The sequence below is a fragment of the Streptomyces sp. NPDC050509 genome (assembly GCF_044457965.1).
Taxonomy (GTDB): Bacteria; Actinomycetota; Actinomycetes; order Streptomycetales; family Streptomycetaceae; genus Streptomyces.
On the sequence record NZ_JBITHL010000001.1, the window covers coordinates 446535 to 472456 of the forward strand.

The window sequence follows — 25922 nt, forward strand, 5'->3', positions numbered from 1 at the left end:
CTAGCAAGTGGGGGGAGCCTCAGACGTCGTCGTGCTGCCCGTCGATGAGTGCGAAGATTTCGTCGTGCGTGGCCGAGGAGAGGTCGAGTGCGCCGTCGGGCCCGGCCCGCCCGTTCGGTTCGGCACGCTCGGCCCGCTCGACGCGCTTGAGGAGCGCGCGCAGCCGGGTGGTGACCTGGGTCCGGTCGAACGTGTCGGGGGCGGCCAGGGCGAGGGCCGCTTCGAGCCGTTCCAGTTCGGCCGCCGGGGAGGCGCCCGCCGGTTCCTCGTCCGCGAAGAGTTCGGCGCGCAGATGTTCGGCCAGGGCGAGGGGCGTCGGGTGGTCGAAGACGAGTGTCGCGGAGAGCCGCAGTCCGGTGGCGCCGCTCAGCCGGTTACGGAGTTCCACGGCCGTCAGCGAGTCGAACCCGAGTTCCTTGAAGGGCCGTCCCGGTGTGACGGAGGCGCTGTCGCCGTGTCCGAGGACTGTCGCCGCGTGGTCGCAGACCAGTTCGCGCAGCGCGCGCTCCCGGTCAGCCCCGCGCAGGGCGGCGAACCGGTCGCGTACCCCCTCGGAGGCCGGTGGTGCCTCGGCCGCCCGGGGCGCCGGGGCCCGGACGAGACCGTGGAACAGGGGCGGGAACGCCGGGTCCCCGGCGTGTGACCGGAGCGCCGCGAGGTCCAGCCGCAGCGGTACGACGGCGGCCTCGACGGCGGCGCGGCCCGCGTCGAAGAGCGCGAGGCCGTCCTCGGTGGTGAGCGGCACGATGCCCGAACGGCCCATGCGGGCCAGGTCGTTGTCGTCCAGATGCCCGGTCATCGCACTGCGCTCGGCCCATAGCCCCCAGGCCAGCGAGGTGGCGGGCAGGCCCGTCGCGCGGCGGTGCTGGGCGAGGGCGTCCAGATAGGCGTTGGCCGCCGCGTACGCCGCCTGGCCCGCGCTGCCGAGCGTCGCGGCGGCGGAGGAGAAGAGGACGAACGCCGACAGGTTCAGGTGGCGGGTCAGTTCGTGGAGATGGGCCGCGCCGTCGGCCTTGGGCCGCAGGACCGTGTCGATACGTTCCGGGGTCAGCGAGTCGACCATTCCGTCGTCGAGGACCCCGGCCGCGTGGACGACCCCGGTGAGCGGATGGGGGCCGGGGACCGCGTCCAGGAGGCGGGCCAGCGCCGTACGGTCGGCGATGTCGCAGGCGGCGGCGGTCACCGTGGCGCCGTGCGCGGTGAGTTCGGCGCACAGTTCGGCACAGGGGCCGCTGCGGGAGGCGAGCACCAGGTGGCGTACGCCGTGCCGGGTCACGAGATGGCGGGCGACGGCGCCGCCCAGGGTCCCGGACGCGCCGGTGACCAGGACCGTTCCGTCCGGGTCGAGCGGGGCGGGCAGGGTGAGGACGAGCTTGCCGAGGTGTTTGGCCTGGCTGAGAAAGCGTACGGCGTCCGGCGCCCTGCGGATGTCCCAGGTGGTCACGGGCGCGGGGGCGAGGACGCCGCGTTCGAAGAGGGTCAGCAGCTCGGCGAGGATCGCACGGACCCGGTCGGGGCCGGCGTCCATCAGCTCGAACGCCCGGTAGGTCACGCCCGGGTACCGCGCGGCGACCTCGTCGGGGTCGCGGAGGTCCGTCCTGCCCATCTCGGTGAACCGGCCGCCTTCGGCCAGCAGCCGCAGGGAGGCGTCCGTGAACGCGCGGGCCAGGGAGTTGAGGACGACGTCGACGCCACGTCCGCCGGTGGCGTCGCGGAAGCGCTCCTCGAAGTCGAGATCGCGGGAGGACGCGATGTGGTCCTCGTCCAGGCCGAGGGCGCGCAGCGCGTGCCATTTGCCGGGGCCCGCGGTCGCGAAGACCTCCGCGCCGAGGTGCCGGGCGAGTTGGACGGCGGCCGTACCGACGCCGCCGGTCGCGGCGTGCACGAGCACCGACTCGCCGGGGCGCAGCCCCGCCAGGTCGACCAGGGCGTGGTAGGCGGTGAGGAAGGTGACGGGGACGGAGGCGGCGTCGGAGAAGGACCAGCCGGCCGGGACCTTCGCGACCAGCCGCCGGTCGGCCACCACACGGGGCCCGAAGGACCCGGCGAGGAACAGGCCGAACACGGCGTCGCCGACGGCGAGTCCGGTGACTCCGGGACCGGTTTCGAGTACGGTTCCGGCGCCCTCGCTGCCCATGATGCCCGCGCCCGGATACATGCCCAGCGCGATGAGGACATCGCGGAAGTTCAGCCCGGCGGCCCGTACGGCGACCCGTATCTCGCCCTCGTCCAGGGGCGCTTCGGCCTCCGGCGCGGGCAGGAACGCCAGGTTCTCCAGGGTGCCGGGGCTGGTGACGTCGAGCCGCCACGCCTCGTCCGGGGGTGGCAGCAGGGTGCCGTTCCGGTCGAGTCTGTCCAGGCGCGGGACGAGGAAGCCGCCGGAGCGCAGGGCGAGTTGGGGTTCGCCCGACGCCAGCGCGGCGGGCAGCCCGGTGAGGGGCGGCTCCCCGGCGCCGAGGTCGAGCAGGGCGAACCGGCCGGGGTGTTCCGCCTGTGCCGTACGGACGAAGCCCCACACCGCGGCCTGCGCGAGGGAGGTGATGTCCTCGTCGTGGCGGGTGGAGACCGCGCCGCGGGTCACGAGGACCAGACGCGAGGCGGCGAACCGGTCGTCGGCGAGCCAACTCCGTACGAGGGCGAGGGCTCGGTGCACGGCCTCGCGCGGGGTGCGTCCCGGCAGGTCGCCGGTGAGCACCGACAGGGGAACGGGTGCGTCCTCGGTGGGGTTCCAGTCGACCAGGTCCTGGCAGACCTTCACCGGAGCGCCGGCCGTCTCCAGCGCGGCGCGCATCCCGAGGCGGTCCGCGCCGAGCACGAGGAGCGGGCCCTCGACGGCGCCGTGTGCGGCCGGCCGGGGCTGCTCACGCCATGCGACGTGGAACAGCGCGTCGCGTACGGCGGGGGCGGCGGCGGGCCGCTCCGGGGAGAGGGGCCGTACGGTGAGGGAGGCGACCGTGGCCACCGGCGCCCCGTCGGGTCCCGCCAGGGTGAGCGACACGGTGTCGGGTCCGGTGAAGCGGGTACGGACCCGCAGCGCGGCGGCGCCGACCGCGTGCAGGCTCACCCCCTGCCAGGAGAACGGCAGCAGCGGCCGGTCGTGCCCGCCCAGGGCCTTGCCGAGCCCGACGGTGTGCAGGGCCGCGTCGAAGAGGGCGGGGTGCAGCCCGAACAGCGCGGCCTGCGCGTGGTGTTCCTCGGGCAGCGCGATCTCGGCGACGATGTCCTCGCCGTCGCGCCAGGCGGCGCGGAGCCCCTGGAAGGCGGGCCCGTAGCCGTAGCCGCGGTCGGCGAGCCCGGGGTAGAAGGCGCCGAGGTCGAGCGGGGTCGCGCCGGTGGGCGGCCATGCGGTGAGCGCTTCGCCGGCCTGTTCCGGGGCGGGAGCCAGGACACCGGTGGCGTGACGCGTCCAGGCGTCCTGACTGTCGGAACCGTACGCGTGCACGCTCAGGGTGCGCCGGCCCGACGCGTCGGGCGCGCCGAGTTCGAGCTGTACGGGTACGCCGCCGCTCGCGGGCAGCGCGAGCGGCGCGTGGAGGACGAGTTCTTCGAGGTGGGGGCAGCCGACCTGGTCCCCGGCCCGGACGGCGAGTTCGGCGAGCGCGGCGCCCGGGAGCAGGACCGTGCCGAGCACGCCGTGGTCCGCGAGCCAGGGGTGGTCCTCCCGGGAGAGCCGTCCCGTGGCGAGGTGGCCGCCCGATCCGGGCAGGGCCACGGTCGCGCCCAGCAGGGGGTGTTCGGCGGGGTGGAGTCCGGCCGAGGTGACATCGACGGGCCCGCCGGGGGTCTGCTCCAGCCAGAACCGTTCACGCTGGAAGGCGTAGGTGGGCAGGCCGACCCGGCGGTACGTACCGGGGAACGCGGGCGTCCAGGTGACGTCGACGCCCCGGACGTGGGCCTCGGCGAGGGAGGTGAGGAAGCGGCGCGGCCCGTCCTCGTCGCGGCGCAGCGAGCCGACGACGACGGCGTCCTCGGCGCTCTCCTGGAGCGCGACGGTGAGGACGGGGTGCGGGCTTGCCTCGACGAAGACGCCGTACCCCTCCGCGACGAGCGCGCGGGTGGCGGCCTCGAACTCGACGGTCCCCCGCAGGTTCCGGTACCAGTAACCGGCGTCGACGGGCTCGGTGAGCCAGCTCGCTGAGACGGTCGAGAAGAAGGGGATGCGCGGGGCGCGGGGGGTGATCGGGGCGAGGTCGTCGAGCAACCGGGCCCGCACGGACTCCACATGGCCGGAGTGGGAGGCGTAGTCCACCGCGATACGGCGGGTGCGTACCCCTTCGGCGGTGAGGGTGCCGAGGAGCGCGTCGAGGGCGAGGGGGTCTCCGGAGACCACGGTGGACGCGGGCCCGTTGACGGCGGCGACCGACAGCCGCTCGGAGAGCCGGGGCCCCAGCGCGTCCCTGCCGAGCGCCACCGAGGCCATGGCGCCGCGCCCGGACAGTTCGGTCAGCGCCTGACTGCGGAGCACGACCACCCGGGCGGCGTCGGCCAGGGAGAGCGCCCCGGCGACACAGGCTGCGGCGATCTCCCCCTGGCTGTGCCCGAGCACGGCGGCGGGCTCCACACCGTACGAGCGCCACAACGCGGCCAGCGACACCATCACCGCGAACAACGCGGGCTGCACCACGTCCACCCGCTCCAACGCCTCGCTGTCGCCCAGCACTTCGGACAGCAACCAGTCCGTGTACGGCGCCAGCGCGTCCTCGCACTCCGCCATCCGCGCCGCGAACACCGGCGAGGACTCCATCAGTCCGAGGGCCATTCCGGCCCACTGGGAGCCCTGGCCGGGGAAGACGAAGACCGTACGGCCGTGGCCGCCGGCGCTGCCGACGACGGCGGGTCCGCCACCCTCGGCGAGTGCGGTGAGGCGCGCCAGGAACTCGGGGCGGTCGGCGGCCACGAGGACCGCACGGTGGTCCAGGCAGGCGCGGGTGGTGACCAGGGAGTGGCCGACCTCGGCGGGACCGAGGCCGTCGTGGGCCGCGAGGAAGGAGAGCAGCCGGGCGGCCTGGGCCCGTAGCGCCGGCTCGCTCCTGGCGGAGAGCACCCAGGGCAGCGGGGCGGTTTCCCCGGCGGAGGCCGTGGCAGCGGGAACGGCGGGCGTTTCGGCGGTCGGGCCCTGCTCCGTGATCAGGTCCTGCTCCGTGATCGGGCCCTGCTCCGTGATCGGGCCCTGTTCGATGATGACGTGGGCGTTGGTACCGCCCGCGCCGAAGGAGGAGACCCCGGCGCGCCGGGGTGTCCCGCCGGGCCACGGCCGGGCCTCGGTCAGCAGTTCCACCGCGCCGCGCTCCCAGTCCACTTCGGGCGAGGGCTCGTCGGCGTGCAGGGTCCTCGGGAGGGTGCCGTGGCGCATGGCCTCGACCATCTTGATGACGCCGCCGACCCCGGCGGCGGCCTGGGTGTGCCCGATGTTCGACTTCAACGAGCCCAGCCACACCGGGCGTTCACGGTCCTGCCCGTACGTCGCCAGTACGGCCTGCGCCTCGATCGGGTCGCCCAGCGTCGTGCCCGTACCGTGCCCCTCGACCACGTCGATGTCCTGGGTGGTCAGCCCCGCGTCGGCCAGGGCCCCGCGGATCACGCGCTGTTGAGCGGGGCCGTTGGGCGCGGTCAGGCCGTTGGACGCGCCGTCCTGGTTCACGGCGGTGCCGCGCAGCAGGGCGAGGACCTCGTGGCCGTTGCGTTCCGCGTCCGAGAGCCGTTCCAGCAGCAGGACGCCGACGCCCTCGCCCCAGCCGGTGCCGTCGGCCCCCGCGCCGAACGCCTTGCAGCGGCCGTCGGCGGAGAGCCCGCGCTGCCGGGAGAACTCCACGAACAGGGTCGGTCCTGCCATCAGTGTCACCCCGCCCGCCACCGCCAGCGAACTCTCGCCCTGGCGCAGCGATCTGGCGGCCAGGTGCAGGGCGACGAGCGAGGAGGAGCACGCGGTGTCGACGGTGATCGCCGGGCCTTCGAGACCGAAGACGTAGGCCAGCCGCCCGGAGGCGACACTGCCCGCGCTGCCGGTGAGCAGTTGTCCTTCGACGGTGGCGGGGGCCTGGTGGATGCGGGAGGCGTAGTCGTTGTACATCGCGCCGACGAACACCCCGGTGCTGCTGCCCTTCACCGACAGCGGGTCGATGCCCGCCCGTTCGAAGACCTCCCAGGTGGTCTCCAGGAGCAGCCGCTGCTGTGGATCGGTGGCCAGGGACTCGCGGGGGCTCATCCCGAACAGTTCGTGGTCGAAGTCCGCCGCGTCGTGGAGGAACGCGCCGCTCCGCGTGTACGACGTGCCGGTCCTGGCGGGGTCCGGGTCGTACAGCGCCTCGACGTCCCAGCCCCGGTCGGCGGGGAAGTCGGACACCGCGTCCGTACCGGCCGCGACCAGCTCCCACAGCTCCTCGGGCGAGGTGACACCGCCCGGGTAGCGGCAGGCCATCGCGACGATCGCGATGGGCTCGTCGCCGGGGACGGGGGCGGGGACGGGGACCGGGACCCGGGCGGCGGGCGGGGCGGAGGCGCCGGTGGTGGTACCGGTCAGCCGCCGCGCCAGGTCGGCGGCGAGCGCGAGGGGGGTGGGGTGGTCGAAGACCAGGGTGGCGGGCAGCCGCAGCCCGGTCAGGGTGGTGAGCCGGTTCCGCAGTTCGACGGCGGTCAGCGAGTCGAACCCGTTGTCCCGGAAGGGCCGTCCCGGCAGCAGTCCGGCGGAGCCGGTACGGCCGAGGACGGCGGCGGCGTGGCGCAGCACCTCGGCGAGAAGGAGCTGTTCGCGCTCCGGTACGGAGAGCCCGGCGAGCCGGTCCGGCAGCGCGGTCCCGCCTGCCGTGGCGGCGGGGCCCCCGACGGCGCGCCGGGCGGGTGTCCTGACGAGGTCGCGCAGCAGGGCGGGGACCTGAGCCCGGGGTGTGGTGTCGAGCCGCGCCGCGACCGCGAAGGGTTCCGCCAGGCCCTGCGCGGCGTCGAAGAGCGCGAGTCCGCGCCCGGTGGTAAGCGGAAGCACCCCCGTACGCTCCAGGCGGGCGATGTCACCGGCGGCGAGGCCACGGGTCAGCTCGCTGGTCTGCTCCCAGTAGCCCCAGGCCAGGGAGACGGCGGGGAGTCCTGCTGTACGGCGGTGGTGGGCGAGCGCGTCGAGGAAGGCGTTGGCGGCGCAGTAGGTGGCCTGTCCTGCGGTGCCGAAGGTGGCCGACGCCGAGGAGAACAGTATGAACGCCTCCAGATCGTCGGTGAGTTCGTGCAGGTTGAGGGCGGCGTCGACCTTGGGCCGCAGGACGGGGGCTAGCCGGTCGGGGGTGAGTGATTCCAGGACGCCGTCGTCCACGGCGCCCGCCGTGTGCACGACGGCCGTCAGCCTGACCGGGAGGTCCGCCAGCAGCGCGACGAGCTCGTCCCGGTCGGCGGCGTCGCACGCGGCGATGGTCACCTCGGCGCCGAGGGCGGTGAGTTGGGCGCTCAGCTCGGCGGCGCCGGGCGCGTCCGGGCCCCGGCGGCCGATCAGTACGAGGCGGGCGACCCCGTGGGCGGTGACGAGGTGCCGGGCGACGAGGCCGCCGAGGGTGCCGGTGCCTCCGGTGATCAGTACGGCGCCGTCCGGGTCGAGCGCGGGGACGGGGACACGGGTCGCCGTCGGCCGGGCGAGCCGCGGCACCAGTACGGCGCCGCCGCGCAGCGCGGCCTGCGGCTCGCCGGCCGCGAGCAGGGCGGCGACGGCCGCGTCGACAACCGGTTCCGCATCCGAGTCCGTGCCGGTGTCCGTGCCCGTATCCGTGTCGAGGAGCAGGAACCGGTCGGGGTTCTCGGTCTGCGCCGCGCGGACGAGTCCCCACAGGGGCGCCTGCGCGAGATCGAGGATGTCCTCGTCCGCCCGGACGGCGACGGCGCCCCGGGTGAGGATCACCAGTCGGGTGGCGGCGCGCCGGTCGTCGGCCAGCCAGGTGCGCAACAGCTCCAGCAGGCGCCCGGTCGCCGCGTGGACGCGGGCAGCCATATCGCCCTCGACCGGCGCGTCGGGCAGCACGGCGACGACGGCGGGCAGCGACGCGCCCGCCGCGAGGGCCGCGTCCAGCGCCGCCGTACCCATGAGGGGGATCCCCCTGACGGGCCCGGCCTGAATCGACGACGGGATCGGAGCCGGGGCGGTGAGCGGGTTCCAGACCAGTCGGAACAGCGCGTCGTGGTCGTCGTGGCGTACGGCGGTGAGCTGCCCGGCGGCCAGGGGCCGCAGGACCAGGCCCTCCACCGTGGCGACCGGTGCGCCCGCCGGGTCGCTGACCGTGACGGAGACCGCGTCACCGCCGGACGGGGAGATCCGTACGCGTACGGATGTGGCGCCCACCGCGTGCAGCCGGACCCCGGTCCAGGCGAACGGCAGCCGTGTCCCGGCCCCGGCGCCCGGCTCGGACCCGAGGCCCTTTCCGAGCCCCTGTCCGATCCCCGTTCCGAGCCCCAGCGGATGGAGGCAGGCGTCCAGCAGCGCGGGGTGGAGCGCGAACCCGTCGGCCGACTCGCCGTCCGGGAGCGCCACTTCGGCGAGGAGGTCGTCGCCGTCCTGCCATACGGCGCGCAGGCCCTGGAAGGCGGGGCCGTAGTCGTAGCCGGTCGCGGCGAGCGCCGTGTAGAGGCCCGCCTGTTCCACGGGACGTGCCCCGGGCGGCGGCCAGGCCGCCTCCGCCCCGGCCGGGGACGGGGACGGCGCTTCTCCGGCGCACAGGGCACCGTCCGCGTGCCGGGTCCAGGGCGCGCCCGGGGCCGTACGGGAGTGCACCGTCACGGCGCGTCGCCCGTCGGCGTCGGCGGCCCCGACGAGGACTTGGAGGGTCACCTCGCCGTCGATCAACAGCGGTTCGCTCAGGGTCAGTTCGTCGATCCGGTCGCAGTGCGCCTCGTCCCCGGCGCGCAGCGCGAGTTCGACGAACGCGGTGCCCGGCAGCAGTACGGTGCCGGACACGGCGTGGTCGGCGAGCCAGGGGTGGGTACGGAGGGACACCCGTCCGGTGAGGACGTACTCGTCCGTGCCGGCCATCTCCACGGCGGCGCCGAGCAGCGGGTGGGCCGCGGACCTGAGCCCGAGGCCCGCCGCGCCGTCCGCGAGGGCGCGCCCGGACGTGGTGACCGGGTCCAGCCAGTACCGCTCGTGCTGGAAGGCGTAGGTGGGCAGATCGGTCCTGCGGCCCCCGGTGAGAAGCCCGGACCAGTCGACGGGGGCGCCGTGGACATGGGCCTCGGCGAGGGAGGCCAGCCAGCGGTCGGCCGCCCCGTCCTCCCTGCGCAGGGTGCCTAACGCGGCGATGGGCCGTCCGGCCCGCTCGGCGGTGTCCTGAACGGCGGTGGTGAGGACGGGGTGGGCGCTCGGCTCGATGAAGATGCCGTGTCCCGTGTCGATCAGGGCCCGTACGGTCGGTTCGAAGAGGACGGGCCTGCGCAGGTTGGTGTACCAGTACGCGGCGTCCAGCCCGGTGGTGTCGAGCGGTGCGCCGGTGACGGTGGAGTGGAACGGTATGCCGGCCCGGCGCGGGGTGATCGGGGCCAGGTCGGCGAGCAGCCGGTCGCGGATCTCCTCGACCTGCGGCGAGTGGGAGGCGTAGTCGACGGCGACGCGGCGGGACTGGATCCGTTCGCGCTCGCAGTGGGCGTGCAGCGCGTCGACGGCCTCGGGGTCCCCGGCGACGGTGGTGGAGTTCGGGCCGTTGTACGCGGCGATGGTGAGCCGGCCGTCCCAGGGTTCGATCAGCCGGGCGGCCTCGTCGGGCGCGAGCAGCAGCGCCACCATCGCGCCACGTCCGGAGAGTTCGCGCAGAGCCTGGCTGCGCAGGGCGACGACGCGCGCGCCGTCCTCCAGCGACAACGCACCCGCCACACACGCCGCGGCGATCTCCCCCTGACTGTGCCCCACCACCGCAACCGGCTCCACACCGAACGAACGCCACACCTCCGCCAACGACACCATCACCGCCCACAACACCGGCTGCACCACATCCACCCGCCCCAACACCTCACCGTCGCCCAGCACCCCGGACAACGACCAGTCGACGAACGGACCCAACGCCTCCGCACACTCCGCCATCCGCGCCGCGAACACCCCCGAAGACTCCATCAACTCCACCGCCATCCCCACCCACTGGGAACCCTGACCGGGAAAGACGAAGACGGTTCCGGCGTCCTCGTCGGCGATGCCCCGGGCGCAGATGCCCCGGGCGCCTACGTCGTCGCCGATGGCCAACGCGTCGAGTGCGGCGGCGAACCCGGCGCGGTCGGCCGCGACCACGACGGCCCGGTGGTCGAGCGCGGTCCGGCCGGTGGCCAGGGTGTACGCCACGTCGAGCGGGGTCGTGTCCGGGTGGGCGGCGAGATGTGCGGAGAGCTTCCGCGCCTGGTCGCGCAGGGCCTGTTCGGTACGGCCCGACAGCAGCCAGGGCAGCGCGCCGGGGGCGTCGGCGGGCGGGGTGACGGGGGCGGGCTGCGGGCCCTGTTCGACGATGACATGGGCGTTGGTCCCGCCCACACCGAATCCGGAGACGGCCGCGCGGCGCGGGCGGCCGTCGTCGGGCCAGGCCCGCTCCTCCGTGAGCAGTGACACGGCGCCCGCCGACCAGTCGATCCGGGGCGAGGGCTCGTCGGCGTGCAGGGTCCTCGGCAGGACGCCGTGGCGCATCGCCTGCACCATCTTGATCACACCGCCGACCCCGGCGGCGGTCTGGGTGTGGCCGATGTTGGACTTCAACGAGCCGAGCCACAGCGGACGTTCACGGTTCTGCCCGTACGTCGCGAGCAGCGCCTCGGCCTCGATCGGGTCGCCGAGTGTGGTGCCCGTACCGTGTCCCTCGACCGCGTCGACCTCGGCCGGGGTGAGTCCGGCGTCGGCCAGGGCGCGCCGGATGACGCGCTCCTGCGAGGGGCCGTTGGGTGCGGTCAGCCCGTTGGACGCGCCGTCCTGGTTGACGGCGCTCCCCCGGACGACGGCGAGGATCTCGTGGCCGTTGCGTTCGGCGTCGGAGAGCCGTTCCAGCAGGAGCAGGCCCACGCCTTCCGACCAGCCGGTGCCGTCGGCGCCCGCCCCGAACGCCTTGCACCGGCCGTCCAGGGCGAGTCCGCGCTGCCGGGAGAACTCGATGAACACGCCGGGGGTGGACATCACGGTCACCCCGCCCGCGAGGGCCATCGAACTCTCGCCGCGCCGCAGGGACTGCGCGGCGAGGTGGAGTGCGACGAGGGAGGCGGAGCATCCGGTGTCGACGGTCATCGCCGGGCCTTCGAGGCCGAAGGTGTACGAGACGCGGCCGGAGGCCACACTGCCGATGTTGCCGGTGAGCAGATAGCCCTCCAGGTCCTGCGGTGCCTCGTGCATCCGGGGCCCGTAGTCCTGGGACATCGCGCCGACGAACACCCCGGTCGGGGTGCCCGCCAGCGACCGGTGGTCGATGCCCGCGCGCTCGAACGTCTCCCAGGCCGTCTCCAGCAGCAGCCGCTGCTGGGGGTCGGTGGCCCGTGCCTCGCGGGGGCTCATCCCGAAGAGTTCGGCGTCGAACTCGGCGGCTTCGTACAGGAATCCGCCGTGCCGTACGGAGGAGGTGCCCGGCCGGTCGGGGTCGGCGTCGTACAGGGACTCCACGTTCCAGCCCCGGTCGGCGGGGAACTCGGACACCGCGTCCGTGCCGGCGGCGACCAGCTCCCACAGGTCCTCGGGGGAGCTGACGCCGCCCGGGTAGCGGCAGGCCATCGCGATGATCGCGACGGGTTCGTCGGAGACCTCGGTGGTCCCGGTCCCGGTGGTGGCGGCGCCGAACAGCAGGGTGTCGAGGTGGCGGGCGAGCGCGGTCGGTGTCGGCCGGTCGAAGACGAGGCTCGTGGGAAGCCGCAGGCCGATGGCGGAGACCAGCCTGTCGCGGAGTTCGACGGAGGTCAGCGAGTCGAAGCCGCTCTCCTTGAAGGGCCGTCCCGGCCGTACGGAGCGGGGGTCGGTGTGGCCGAGTACGGCGGCGGCCTCGGCGCGGACGAGTTCGAGCAGGGCGGCGGTGCGCCGGGCCTCGGGCAGGCCCTCCAGCTTCCGGATCCGTTCGGGCCGCCGGGTCGCGGCGGCCGGGTCCGTGGTGGTGTCATCGGTGGGCCCGTTCAGGGCGCGCCGCGCCTCGGGCAGGTCGGTGAGGAGCGGCCGGGGTCCGGCGGACGCGAAGGCCGGGGCGAAGCGGCGCCAGTCGATGTCGGCGACGGTGAGGGTGTTCTCCCCGGCGTCCAGGGCCCGTTGGAGCGCGGTGACGGCGGATCCGGGGTCCATGGGGAGGACGCCGAGGCGCCGCCAGAGGTCCTCGGCGCCGTCGACGGCGCCCATCCCGCCGCCGCCCCACGCGCCCCAGGAGACGGCCGTGGCGGGCAGCCCGTGGTCACGGCGGTGCCGGGCGAGCCCGTCGAGGTAGGCGTTGGCCGCGCCGTACGCGCCCTGTCCGCCGCTGCCCCAGACACCGGCGCCGGAGGAGAAGAGCACGAACGCGTCGAGTTCTCCGGTGAGTTCGTGGAGATGACGGGCGGTCTCGGTCTTGGCGCGCAGGGTCTGTTCGAGTTCTTCCGTGGTGAGGGTGCGCACGGCGGACTCGACCAGGACTCCGGCGGTGTGCACGACCGTGCGCAGCGGACGGTCCTCGGGTACGGAGTCCAGCAGCGCGGCCAGTTCCTCGCGGCGGGCGGTGTCGCAGGCGACGATCTCCACCGAGGCGCCGAGCGCGGTGAGTTCGGCGCGCAGCGCGGCGGCTCCCGGTGCCCCGGGGCCGCTGCGGCTCGCCAGGACGAGGTGTCCGGCCCCGGCGGCGGCGAGCCAGCGGGCCACATGCGCGCCGAGCGCGCCGGTACCGCCGGTGATCAGCGCGGTGTCACGGGGACGCCAGGCGGCAGCCGTGACCGGCGGGAGCGCGGCCCGCACCAGTCGCCGTACGAAGAGACCGGCGGGGCGTACGGCCACCTGGTCCTCGTCGCCGTCGCCGGTGAGCGCGGCGGCGAGCAGAGCCGCCGCAGTGTCGTCGAGGTGGGCGGGGAGGTCCACCAGACCGCCCCGGTCCCGGGGGGATTCGAGGGCGAGGGCGCGGCCCAGGCCCCAGACGGCCGCCTGTTCGGGGTGGTCGAGCCGGTCCTCGGGGTCCACGGCGACGGCGCCCCGGCTGGCGAGCCACAGCGGTATCTCCCGCCCCGCCAGTGCCTGGGCCAGCGCGACGGTGTCGAGGAGTCCGCGCGGCGCGGAACGGTCCGGTACGCGGCGCTCGTCGAGGGCGAGCAGGGAGAGGACCCCGGCGGGCGTTCCCGCAGTGAGCAGGTCGGTGAGCGCCGCCGGGTCGCCTGCGGCCGGCCGGAGGACCTCGGCTCCCGCCTCCATCAGCGCCCGTTCACACCGCGCGACGAGGGGTGCGCCGATGCCCTCGGCGGGGGCGAGCAGCAGCCACTGTCCGGCCGGTCGCGGTGCGGGCCGGGGGATGACGGGGCGCCAGGTGACGCGGTAGCGCCAGTCGTCCGGTCCGCTCACGGCCCGGCGCACCGGCTCGGGCAGCAGCCAGTACCGTTCGCGCTGGAAGGCGTACGTGGGCAGCTCGACCCGGGGTCCCGTGCCGAGGAGGCCGGACCAGTCCGGGGTGCCGCCCTGGGTGTGGGCCGTCGCGAGCGAGGTGAGGAACCGTTCCTGCCCTCCGTCGTCGCGGCGCAGCGACCCGAGGGCCACGGCGTGTGCCTCGGTGGCCTCGATGGTCTCCTGGAGGCTGGGGACGGTCACCGGATGCGGGCTGACCTCGATGAACAGGTCGTACCCCTGGTCGAGCGCGGCCCGGGTGGCCTGCTCGAAGCGGACGGTGGTACGCAGGTTGGTGTACCAGTACGTGGCGTCCAGGGCGGCGGTGTCGAGCGGTCCGCCGGTGACGGTGGAGAAGAAACGGACGGGAGCGGTGCCGGGAGCGGTGCGCGGCCGTACGGTGGCGAGGGCGTCCAGGAGGTCGTCGCGGATCTCCTCGACCTGCGGGGAGTGCGAGGCGTAGTCCACCGGGATCCTGCGGACCCTGACCTGCTCGGCGGCGAGCGTGGCCAGCAGTTCGTCCAGCGCCTCCGGTGTACCGGAGACGACGGACGCCGTGGGCCCGTTGAACGCGGCTGCGGAGAGCTGTCCGTCCCAGGCTTCGAGGCGCGGCACCAGCTCCTGGGGGGCCAGCGCGACCGAGGCCATGCCGCCCCGGCCGGCGAGTTCGGCGAGGATCAGCTTGGCGCGCAGGGCGCTCACCCGGGCGGCGTCCTCCAGCGAGAGGGCCCCGGCGACGCAGGCGGCGGCGATCTCGCCCTGGCTGTGCCCGAGCACGGCGGCGGGCTCCACACCGTACGAGCGCCACAGCGCGGCCAGCGACACCAGCACCGCGAACAGCGCCGGCTGGACCACGTCGACCCGCTCCAACGCCTCGGCGTCGGAGAGCACTTCGGGGAGCGACCACGTCACATGCGGGGCGAGGGCGCGGGCGCAGTCGGCCATGCGCGCGGCGAACACCGGCTCGCTGGCGAGCAGTTCGACGGCCATCCCGGCCCACTGGGACCCCTGGCCGGGGAAGACGAGGACGACGCGTCCGGTGGTGCCGGCGCTGCCCTGGACCAGCCGGGGGTCGGTCCGCCCGTCGGCCAGTGCGGTGAGCAGCCCGCGCAGTTCGTCGCGGTCGCGGCCGAGCAGTACGGCGCGGTGCTCGAAGGCGGACCGGGTGGCGGCGAGGGAGCGGCCGACGTCGGCGGCGCCGAGACCGGGCCTGGCGTCGAGATGGCCGGCGAGGCGCCGCGCCTGGGCCCGGAGCGCCTGGGGCGTACGGCCGGAGAGCTGCCACGGGAGGGGCCCCGGGCCCGCGGCTTCGGCGGGCGGTGGGCCGGGCACGGACTCCGGTGCCACCTCGGTTTCCGGCGGGGCCTGTTCGATGATGGTGTGCGCGTTGGTGCCGCTGACACCGAACGACGACACGGCGGCCCGGCGCGGGCGCCCGGTCTCCGGCCAGGCCACGTTCGCGGTGACGGGCGCGACCTGCCCCGCCGACCAGTCCACCTGGGGCGAGACCTCGTCCGCGTGCAGGGTCCTGGGGACGATCCCGTGGTGCAGGGCCAGGACCGTCTTGATCACCCCGCCGACCCCGGCGGCGGCCTGGGTGTGGCCGATGTTGGACTTCAACGAACCGAGCCAGAGCGGCTGTTCACGGTCCTGTCCGTACGTGGCGAGCAGCGCCTCGGCCTCGATCGGGTCGCCCAGGGTGGTGCCCGTACCGTGTGCCTCCACCGCGTCCACGTCGGACGGGGCGAGTCCGGCGTCGGCGAGCGCGCGCCGGATCACCTCCTGCTGGGAGGGGCCGTTGGGCGCGGTCAGGCCGTTGGACGCGCCGTCCTGGTTGACGGCGGAGCCGCGCACGAGCGCCAGCACCGGGTGTCCGTTGCGCCGTGCGTCGGAGAGCCGCTCCAGGACCAGCATCCCGGCGCCCTCGGCCCACCCCGTACCGTCGGCGCCCGCGCCGAACGCCTTGCACCGGCCGTCCGGCGCCAGTCCGCCCTGGCGGGAGAACTCGACGAACATGCCAGGGTTGGCCATCACCGTCACACCGCCCGCCAGCGCCAGGGAGCACTCGCCGCGCCGCAGGGCCTGGGCGGCGAGATGCTGGGCGACCAGCGAGGAGGAGCACGCGGTGTCCACGGTCAGCGCGGGGCCGCGCAGGCCCAGGACGTACGAGATGCGGCCGGAGGCGACGGAGCCGGTGGAGCCGGTGAGCCCGTACCCGGCGAACCCCTCCGGCGCCTCGTGCAGGCGGGGCACATAGTCCTGGGCCATCGCCCCGACGAACACACCGGTGTCGCTGTCGCGCAGCGTGGCCGGGTCGAGACCGGCGCGTTCCAGCGCCTCCCAGGAGATCTCCAGCAGCAGCCGCTGCTGAGGGTCGGTCGCGAGCGCCTCGCGCGGGCTGATACCGAAGAACGCCGCGTCGAACTCGGCCGCGTCGTGCAGGAATCCGCCGTGCCGGGTGTGGCTGGTCGCGGCGAGCGCGTCGAGGTCCCAGCCCCGGTCGGCGGGGAACGCCGAGATCGCGTCCGCGCCGGAGACCACCAGGTCCCACAGGTCCTCCGGGCTCCGTACGCCGCCGGGAAAGCGGCAGCTCATCCCGACGATCGCGATCGGGTCACCGTCTGTTGCGGAGCCGCCGGAGCGGGCGGCGGGGCGGGGTGCGGGGGCGCCGGTGAGATGGGTGATGAGCGCGTCCGGCGTCGGATGGTCGAAGAGCAGGGCGGACGGCAGCCGCCGGCCGAGCGCGCCGCTGAGGCGGTTGCGCAGTTCGACGGTCATCTGGGAGTCGAAGCCGAGGTCCTTGAAGGGCAGGTCCGTCTCGACCGCTGCCGGGGTGGTGTGACCGAGGACGGCGGCGGCGTGGGCCCGGACGAGCTGCCGCACCCGTCCGGCGTCGAGGACGTCCGGCCCGAGGGGGGTGTCCTCGTACGCCGGTTGCCCGTCGTCCACCCGTTCGCCCGCGCCCGTCGGCTCCCTCGCGCCCACCGGGTCACCGGCATCCGCCGACTCGCCTTCGTACGCAGCCGCTTCGGGCGCCGGAGCGATCCAGTAACGCTGTCGCTGGAAGGGATAGGTGGGCAGCTCGACGCGGCGTCCACCGGGGAAGACCGCCGTCCAGTCGATACCGGCCCCGCGCACGGACAGTTCGGCGAGCGAGGCCATCACACGCGCCCGCGTGCCGTCGTCCCGCCGGGACGAGGGCACGACGACCACGGGGACGCCCACGGCCTCGGCGGTCTCCTGGACGGCCATCACCAGTACGGGGTGCGGGCTCACCTCGATGAACGCCCGGTGGCCCGCTGCGAGCAGCCCACGGACCGCCTCCTCGAAGCGGACGGTGCGGCGGAGGTTCCGGTACCAGTAGTCGGCGTCCGTCGCACCGGCGTCGAGCCACTGCCCGGTCAGCGTCGAGAAGAACGGGACCGAGGCGGTCCGTGGTGTGATCGGGGCCAGCGCGGTGCGCAGCCGGTCGCGGATCGTCTCGACGTGGGCCGAGTGCGAGGCGTAGTCGACGGCGATACGGCGGGCCCTGACGCCCCGGTCGGTCAACTCCGCCACCAGGGCGTCGATCGCGCTCTCGTCACCGGCGACCACCGTGGAGCGCGGTCCGTTGACGGCGGCCACCGACAGGGAGCCGCCCAGGGTCAGTTCACCGGCGGGCAGGGCGACGGAGGCCATCGTGCCGCGCCCGGAGAGTTCGCGCAGGGCCTGGCCGCGCAGGGCGACGACGCGCGCGCCGTCCTCCAGCGACAACGCCCCCGCCACACACGCCGCCGCGATCTCCCCCTGACTGTGCCCCACCACCGCCACCGGCTCCACACCGAACGAACGCCACACCTCCGCCAACGACACCATCACCGCCCACAACACCGGCTGCACCACATCCACCCGCCCCAACACCACACCGTCGCCCAGCACCTCGAACAACGACCAGTCGACGAACGGACCCAACGCCTCCGCACACTCCGCCATCCGCGCCGCGAACACCCCCGAAGACTCCACCAACTCCACCGCCATCCCCACCCACTGGGAACCCTGACCGGGAAAGACGAAGACGGTGCCGCCCGGGACGTCGGCCGTGCCCTCGACCACCCCCGGGGCCGCGTCGCCGGAGGCGAGGGCGTCGAGTCCGGCCAGGTATCCGGCCCGGTCGGCGGCGGTCACGGCGGCCCGGTGGCGGAAGGCGGTCCTGGTCCTGGCGAGGGAGCGGCCCAGGTCGGACAGGTCGGTCTCCGGCTGGTCCGCGACCTGCGCGCGGAGGCGCGCGGCCTGTTCCCGTACCGCCGCCACCGAACGGCCGGAGACCACCCAGGGCGCCCCGCCGCCCCCGGACCCGGCCGAGGCCTCGGATGCGACCTCGACCGCCACGTCAGCCGAGGCCCCGGCTTCGGTCTCGGCCGCGGCCTCGGAGAGGACGACGTGGCAGTTGGTCCCGCCCACCCCGAACGAGCTGACCCCGGCGACCAGCGGCCGGTCCGGTGCGGGCCACTCCCCGTGTGCGACGCGGACTTCGAGGTTCAGGTCGGCCAGCGGGATCCGCGGGTTCGGCGCGATGAAGCCGAGGCTCGGCGGCAGCAGTCGGTGCCGTATCGCCAGCGCGGTCTTGATGAGCCCGGTGATACCGGCGGCGGATTCCAGGTGGCCGACGTTGGTCTTGACCGAACCCACCTGGAGCGGGGCCGCCTCGCCGCGCGCCGCGCCCAGCACGGCGCCGAGGGCCGCGGCCTCGATCGGGTCGCCGAGCCGGGTACCGGTGCCGTGCAGCTCCACGTACTGGACCGAGGCGGGGTCCACCCCCGCCCGCTCGTACGCGAGGCGCAGCACCTCTTCCTGCGCGGGGCCGCTGGGCACCGTCAGCCCGTCACCGCCACCGTCGTTGTTGACGGCGCTGCCGTTGATGACGCAGTGGACACGGTCCCCGTCGGCGAGCGCGGCGGCCAGGGGTTTCAGCACCACGACACCGCCGCCCTCGCCGCGGACGAAGCCGTTGGCCCGGGCGTCGAAGGTGTAGCAGCGGCCGTCGGGAGAGAGCGCGCCGAGCTTGGCCGCGCCGACGGCGCCCTCGGGGGTGAGCGTGAGGTTCACACCCCCGGCCAGGGCGATGTCCGCCTCTCCGGTCCGCAGGCTCTGTACGGCCATGTGCACCGCGACCAGGGAGGACGACTGTCCGGTGTCCATGGTCACGCTGGGCCCGCGCACGCCGAGGAAGTAGGAGACCCGGTTGGCGATCAGGCTGCGCTGCACTCCGGTGAAGGTGTGCTGGTCGACCTGGCGCAGCCCGGCGCGGCGGGTGAGTGTGGCGTACTCGTCGTTCATCGCTCCCATGAACACGCCGGTCCTGGTGGACGCGAGGCTGCCGGGGACGATCCCCGCGTCCTCGATCGCCTCCCAGCTCAGTTCGAGCGCGAGGCGCTGCTGCGGGTCCATGGCGGTGGCCTCGCGCGGCGAGATCCCGAAGAAGGCGGGGTCGAACCGGTCGACCTGGTCCAGGAAGGCGCCCCTGCGGGTGTTGACCTTCCCCGGTGCGCCGGGGTCCTCGTCGAAGTACTCGGCATGGTTCCACCGGTCCGCGGGGACGTCCGTCACCCCGTGGGCTCCGTCGGCCAGCATCGTCCAGAACGCGTGCCTGTCGGCGGCCTTCGGAAGACGGCAGGACAGCCCGACAATGGCAACAGGTCCTTTATGACCATGGCCGTCAATTGTTGAATCAGCCACGTCCCCAGCCGTCCTCACGCGCCCACCACCGTTTCTCTCCCGTTTTCAACAGAGATTGCAAGCAGCACACATCATCGGTGCGGCGCACCGGGCTCCCACTTCGCCCGAGCGCGATCCGGTGGCTCTCCCGGATTTGTAAAGTTCCGGAAAACTCTCGATTACGGTTCGCCGGATCGATATCCGTCATCGGGGCTTCGTCGCCGGAATGCCGGAAGGCTCCCGCACCGCTCCGACCTCGGGACGAAGAGCGCCGGTCCGGTCCGGGGACGTAGGGGTGACCCGCGGGTTCACGCCCAGCGCCGCCCCGCCCTCAGTCGCCGATGACGGAGAACGGACCGGTCCACGAAGGCTCACCCGGAGCCGGCGGGCCGACGGCTGAAGAAACGTAGCGGATCTCGCCGATCAGGGGAAGAACGCCTTTTCCCTCTGATCCAGAAGAACATCGCGTGCGTCTGCGCGCCAGGAGTTCACCACGCACTTACGCCCTCCCCGCCATCAGTCATTCGATTTCTCACTGCAGACCATACGAGCCCGCGGCGACAAATCTGAAGGGGCGAAAACTGGACAGTCCGAGCGTCCCGCGCCTCAGGAACGTCCGGCCGGGTCGGCGCGACCGTCGAAACGGACGGGACGCCGAGGATCAAGGAATTAGATCTTTCCAGCCGGATCATGGGAAATTGACGTGGTCATATTGCTTCATGGATTCAGGGCGAACAGGATACGGAGGAGATGCGCCCCCGCGCTCCCCTCCGGACTCCGACCGCCCGGCTCCGCCCGGCCGCGACGGCGCGAACCGCGCAGGCCAGGTCCCGTACGCCAGAGCCCGTGAGGATCAAGTGACTTGGCGTACGGGAGTGACCGGTGCCGCCTGCCCTCACCCGGTCAGCCGAGGGCGGCTCCCGCGAGAGCGGCGGCGGAGACCGGCGACAATCGGTCATCGACCGTGCCGACCCGCCGAACACGGGCGAGACCGCCCGTCTCGTGCGGAAGCGGCCGACACGGGACCAAGTCATCGCACCCTGGCCGGAATTGACTCCGCCGCTTCGGTCCAGGAGGTGGAGAGAACCGGTAATCCAGCACAAAGCGGCCACCATTGCCGTAGATCTGTCCGGAAAAACGTAGTGACAGAGCCGATGTTCTGTAAGGGGCGGCCCGGCGGCCCCTCTGTTCAGGCCCACCGCACGCCCAGGCCCGGGGCTACCCGGGCGGCGCCGCCGTGGTCGTGCGGATGACGAGACGCGGGGCCACCACGGTCTCCCGGTCGGGGACCGGATCGCCGTCGAGCCGTCCCACGACCCGTGCGACGGCCTCCCGGGTGAGGCGGGCGACGTCCTGGCCGACGGTGGTGAGGTCGATGTGGGCCAGGCGCGCGAGCCGACTGTCGTCGAAGCCGACGACGGAGACCGCGCCGGGGACGGCGACACCGGCGCGCAGGAAGGTGTCGAGGACGCCCGTGGCACAGCGGTCGTTGAAGGCCAGTACGGCGGTGGGGCGGGTCAGGGCGGCCGACAGCGTGCGGGCGGCTGCCGCACCGTCCTCCTCGGTCGGTCCACCGGGCAGGACATACGTGTGCCGGGCCAGCCCGTGGCGGTTCATGGCGGTGCGGTAGCCGCGGCGCCGGTCGGCCGCGCCCGGGGCCCGGCCGCCGTCGATGTGGGCGATGGCCCGGTGGCCGAGTTCGACCAGGTGGTCCACGGCCTGGCGGGCACCCTCGTCATCGGCGGTCCGTACCACCTCGACGGCTCCGGACGGCTGCCGGAGTCTTCTGGCGACGGAGACGACCGGCATCTGGCCGGCGAGTTCAGTCAGGCGTGCGGCGGGGAGTTCGGGACCGAGCAGGATCAGCGCCTCGCAGCGGTCGGCGAGCAGCGTCTCCAGGGCGTGCTGTTCGCCGCGGCTGGGCGCGACCGCGCTCAGCGCGACCTGGTACCCGGCGGACTCGGCCGCACCGTAGACGCCTTCCACCAGGTCGGCGTGGAAGGGGTGCTGGAGTCCGAACTGCACCCCGAGCAGACGGGAACGGCTGCTGCGCAGCAGCCGCGCCCGGGTGTCGGGCCGGTAGCCGATCTCCCGCGCGGCTTCGAGGACCCGCTCACGGGTGGCGGCGCCGGCGCCCTTGGCCCCGCGCATCACGACGGAGACGAGCGCCGTGGAGACGCCCGCGCGCGCCGCGACATCGGCGAGGGTGGGCCGTTTCCGGTCCCCCGCCGCGGAGATCGGTGGCACGCCTGGCCTCCTCGGTAGACAACTCCCCCGGCCGCCGATCGTAGACCAGATGGTACGGCCGCCTCCCCGCCCTACTGCAACGTTCCAGTTCCGGCGCTCCCGACCCTTGACAGCCAGGGCGGCGGACTGGCGTACTGCAACCCCGACTAGAACGTTATAGAAGATGAGAGGCGGGTGGCGGATGTACTCGTTGGCGATCTGCGCCGAGATGGTCTTCCGGGACCTTCCGATCCAGGAGCGGGCCCGGCGCATCCACGACGCCGGCTTCCAGGTCGAGATCTGGGACTGGAGCCGGCATGACCTCGACGCGCTGGCCAGGACCCCGGCCGCCTTCTCCTCGATGACCGGCTACCTCCGCGGCACCCTGACCGACGAGGACGGGGCGGCGGAGCTGCTGCGCACGGCCGAGGAGTCGGTCAAGGCCGCCGAACATCTGGGCTGCCCGCGGCTGAACCTGCACGGCACCGGCCTGGACGGCGCGGGCCTGCCGGTGGTGCCGGTCTCCGGTGAAACCACCGCCTCCATGTGGTCGGCCGCCGTGCGGACGCTCGACAGGATCGCGGAGCTGGGCGAGCGCGCCGGAGTCGTCTTCACACTGGAGAACCTCAACACCGCGGTCGACCACCCCGGGGCGCCGTTCGCCAGGGCCGCCGACACCCTGGCCCTGGTCGCCGCAGTGGACCGGCCGGGCCTGCGGATGAACCTCGACCTGTACCACGCGCAGATCGGCGAGGGGAACCTCGTCGAACTGGTCCGGCGGGCGCACGGCCTGGGGCTGATCGGCGAGATCCAGGTCGCGGACGTCCCCGGCCGCTGCGAGCCCGGGACCGGCGAGATCCACTACCCGGCCGTCGCCCGCGCCCTCACGGACCTCGGCTACGAGGGCACCGTGGCCATGGAGGCCTGGGCCTCCACCGACAGCGACCTGGCCATGGAGCGCTTCCGTACCGCCTTCACCAGTACCGCCTTCACCACCACCTGAACACACTCCCCCGGCCAGGGCCCGGCCCTGCCCGGTCACCGCGTACGTACGGAGATACGGAGATTCCGCATGCCCTCTCAGCCACCCCTCGCCGTCGGCCTGATCGGCGCCGGACGGATGGGTTCCTTCCACGCCACGACCCTCGCCCAGCGCATCCCCGGCGTCCGTCTCGCCGCAGTCGCCGACCCCGTACCGGACGCGGCGCGGCGCCTCGCGGACCATCTGGGCGCCCCCGTGGCGTACACGGACATCGCCGCGTTCCTCGCCGACCCGGAGATCGACGCGGTGGTCATCGCCACCCCGGCCCGCACGCACGCCGATCTCGTCGAGGCGGCGGCGCGGGCCGGCAAGGCGGTGTACTGCGAGAAGCCCATGGCCGTCACCCTCGCGGACGCCGACCGCGCCGTCTCCGCGGCCCGCGAGGCGGGCGTGGCCCTCCAGGTGGGCTTCAACCGCCGCTACGACGCCGGTTTCCGCGCCGCCCACGACAAGGTCGCCGCCGGCTCCATCGGCACCCCGCAGCTCCTGCGCTCACTGACCCGCGACCCGAAGCTGGCCGACCCCGCGCCCATCCCGCCATGGACGATCTTCCTGGAGACGCTGATCCACGACTTCGACACCCTGCGCTTCCTCAACCCCGGTGCCGAGGCCGTCGAGGTCTTCGCCCTGGCCGACGCCCTGGTCCGCCCCGACTTCAAGGACCGCGGCCTGCTGGACACCGCCGTGGTCACCATCCGCTTCGACAACGGCGCCCTCGCCACCGCCGAGGCCAACTTCCAGGCGGTGTACGGCTACGACGTACGCGGCGAAGTCTTCGGCTCGGCGGGCATGCTCACCATGGGCGAGGTGCGCCGTACCCATCTCACGTCCTACGGCCCGGACGGTGTCAGCTCCGAGAGCGTCAGCTACGACCAGGACCTGTTCCGCGACGCCTACGTCGCCGAACTCGCCGACTTCACCGACAGCGTCCGCACCGGGCGCGCCCCCGCGGTCACCGGCGAGGACGCCCGCGCCGCGCTGGCCATCGCCCTCGCCGCGATCGGGTCCGTCACCACCGGCGGCCCGGTCCGGGTGGAGCGGCCGGCGGAGTGATCAGGGGCGCGCGACCCAGTCGTACCAGGCCGCCATCCCCTCGCCGGTGGTCGCCGAGACGGTCAGCACCCGCAGCTCCGGATTGACCGACCGGGCGTACTTCTCGCACTGCTCGACGTCGAAGTCGACGTACGGGAGCAGGTCGATCTTGTTGATGATCACGAGGTCGGCGGCGGCGAACATGTACGGGTACTTGAGCGGTTTGTCCGTGCCCTCGGTGACCGAGATGATCACGGCCCGGCTGTGCTCCCCGAGGTCGAAGAGCGCGGGGCAGACCAGATTGCCCACGTTCTCGACCAGGATCAGCGAGCCCGGCTCCGGCTCCAGGGCCGTGAGCGCGCCCCGCACCATCTCCGCGTCGAGGTGGCAGCCGGCGCCGGTGTTGATCTGGACGACGGTGCCGCCCGCCCGCCTGATCCGCTCCGCGTCGAGCGCCGTCTCCTGGTCGCCCTCGATGACGGCGACCGGGCGGCGGCCTGCGAAGTCCCTGAGGGTGCGTTCGAGGAGGGTGGTCTTGCCGGCCCCGGGCGAACTCATCATGTTCACGGCCACGATGCCCCGTTCCGCGAGCCAGGCGCGGTTACGGACGGCCAGGTCGTCGTTCTTGACGAGGACCTTCTGTTCGAGGGTGATGGTCTCGCCGTCCCCCGCGCTCCCTCCCCCGGCCGACGGATGGTCCCGTACGCCGGTGTGGTCATGGCCGTGACCGGCGTGAACCAGGTCGTGGTCGTGCGGGTGGGCGTGCGGTACGGCGATCCTCGCCCCGCCGCCCTCACCGCTTCCGCCGACGCAACCGCAAGTACCGCACATGGGGTCAGCCCACTCTCATCGAGACGATCTGCAGCTCCCGCCCCGACGTGATATTCACGTCGGCGCTGCCGCACGGACACAGCAATACAAGATCGGTCAGGGTGAAGTCCTGCTCACACGCCCGGCAGTGCGCCGTTCCGGGGGGCTGGTCGATCTCCAGGAGCGCGCCTTCCGCGACCGTGCCCGCGGTGGTCAGATCGAAGCAGAACCGCATCGCGTCGGGCACCACCGCGGTCAGCGCCCCCACCCGGAGCCGGACGGTACGCACGGGTCTTCCCGCGGCACGCTCACACACCGCGTCGACCACGCTCTGGGTGATTGATAATTCATGCATCAATGACCAGCTTTCCCTTGCTCACCCATTCGGCCCTGGCCGGACCGGGGCTAATGGATGGTCACCCGGAACAATCTCGTGTTGACAGAACAACCGGGCGGATTCTAGATGGTAGCAAGGTGAGTGTCGCCACCCTCACTGGTATCGGGCGGTCCCATCCCGGAAGGCAGCGGGCTATGCCGACAGAAGCAGCGGTAAAAGCGGAGAACACTCTCATCCATGTCCTGTGGATCAACGCGGGGCTGAGTTGCGACGGGGATTCGGTGGCACTCACCGCCGCCACGCAGCCCAGCATCGAGGAAATCGCGCTCGGCGCGCTGCCCGGTCTGCCGCGGATCGCCGTGCACTGGCCGCTCATCGACTTCGAGTGCGGCCCCACCGGTGGCGCCGACGATTTCCTCGAATGGTTCTTCAAGGCCGACCGGGGCGAACTGGAACCGTTCGTCCTGGTGGTCGAGGGGTCGATCCCCAACGAGAAACTGCACGAGGAGGGGTACTGGTCGGGCTTCGGCAACGACCCGGCGACCGGGCAGCCGATGACCACCAGTGAGTGGCTCGACCGGCTCGCGCCCAAGGCCACGGCGATCGTCGCGGTCGGTACGTGCGCCACGTACGGCGGCATCCATGCCATGGCGGGCAACCCCACCGGCGCCATGGGCGTGCCGGACTACCTGGGCTGGGAGTGGAAGTCCAAGGCGGGTATCCCGATCGTGTGCGTCCCCGGCTGCCCCATCCAGCCGGACAACCTGTCGGAGACCCTCACCTATCTGCTCTACATGGCCACCGACCAGGCCCCCATGATCCCTCTCGACGAGTCGCTCCGTCCGACCTGGCTGTTCGGCCGTACGGTGCACGAGGGGTGCGACCGGGCCGGCTACTACGAGCAGGGCGACTTCGCGACGGAGTACGGCCAACCCGAGTGCATCGTCAAGCTGGGCTGCTGGGGCCCCACCGTGAAATGCAATGTGCCCAAGCGCGGCTGGATCAACGGTATCGGCGGCTGCCCCAACGTCGGCGGAATCTGCATCGGCTGCACCATGCCGGGATTCCCCGACAAATTCATGCCGTTCATGGACGAGCCCCCCGGCGGAAAGCTCTCCACGAATGCCGTCGGGCTGTACGGCTCGACGATGCGGCGGCTGCGGAACATCACCACGCACACCCTCGACCGCGAGCCCAAGTGGCGTACACGCGGCAAGAAACTGACCACCGGCGCCACCCGCACCTGGTAACGCACCGAA

General features: G+C 73.5%; 7 protein-coding genes. 3 read left to right on the forward strand and 4 right to left on the reverse strand.

Annotation, left to right across the window (positions count from 1 at the left end; genetic code table 11):
• Positions 1-19: 19 nt before the first annotated feature.
• Entirely contained in the window at positions 20-19237 is a 19218-nt protein-coding gene (locus ACIBJC_RS01580; RefSeq protein WP_399286183.1) for an SDR family NAD(P)-dependent oxidoreductase, read from the reverse strand.
• A 1197-nt stretch (positions 19238-20434) separates the two neighbouring features.
• Positions 20435-21463, reverse strand: coding sequence for a LacI family DNA-binding transcriptional regulator (locus ACIBJC_RS01585; RefSeq protein ID WP_399286185.1), 1029 nt, complete (start codon positions 21461-21463; stop codon positions 20435-20437).
• A 181-nt stretch (positions 21464-21644) separates the two neighbouring features.
• Between ACIBJC_RS01585 and ACIBJC_RS01590 the strand changes: the two genes are divergently transcribed.
• Both ACIBJC_RS01590 and ACIBJC_RS01595 read left to right on the forward strand, forming a co-directional pair.
• Positions 21645-22445, forward strand: a complete 801-nt coding sequence (locus ACIBJC_RS01590) for a TIM barrel protein (protein WP_399286188.1) — start codon at positions 21645-21647, stop codon at positions 22443-22445.
• 69 nt (positions 22446-22514) lie between these two features.
• Positions 22515-23537, forward strand: coding sequence for a Gfo/Idh/MocA family oxidoreductase (locus ACIBJC_RS01595; protein WP_399286191.1), 1023 nt, complete (start codon positions 22515-22517; stop codon positions 23535-23537).
• On the opposite strand, the gene hypB is transcribed toward ACIBJC_RS01595, so the two are convergent.
• Together hypB and ACIBJC_RS01605 are read right to left on the reverse strand one after the other, a co-directional pair.
• Entirely contained in the window at positions 23538-24347 is an 810-nt protein-coding gene (hypB, locus tag ACIBJC_RS01600) for a hydrogenase nickel incorporation protein HypB (protein ID WP_399286194.1), read from the reverse strand.
• A gap of 4 nt (positions 24348-24351) precedes the next feature.
• On the reverse strand, positions 24352-24681 hold the full coding sequence (locus tag ACIBJC_RS01605; RefSeq protein ID WP_399286197.1) for a hydrogenase maturation nickel metallochaperone HypA: 330 nt from the start codon (positions 24679-24681) through the stop codon (positions 24352-24354).
• Between the two features lie 176 nt (positions 24682-24857).
• On the opposite strand from ACIBJC_RS01605, the gene ACIBJC_RS01610 reads away from it, so the two are divergent.
• A complete protein-coding gene (locus tag ACIBJC_RS01610) occupies positions 24858-25913 on the forward strand; it encodes a hydrogenase expression protein HypE (RefSeq protein WP_399286200.1) in 1056 nt (351 codons plus the stop codon).
• Positions 25914-25922: the final 9 nt, after the last annotated feature.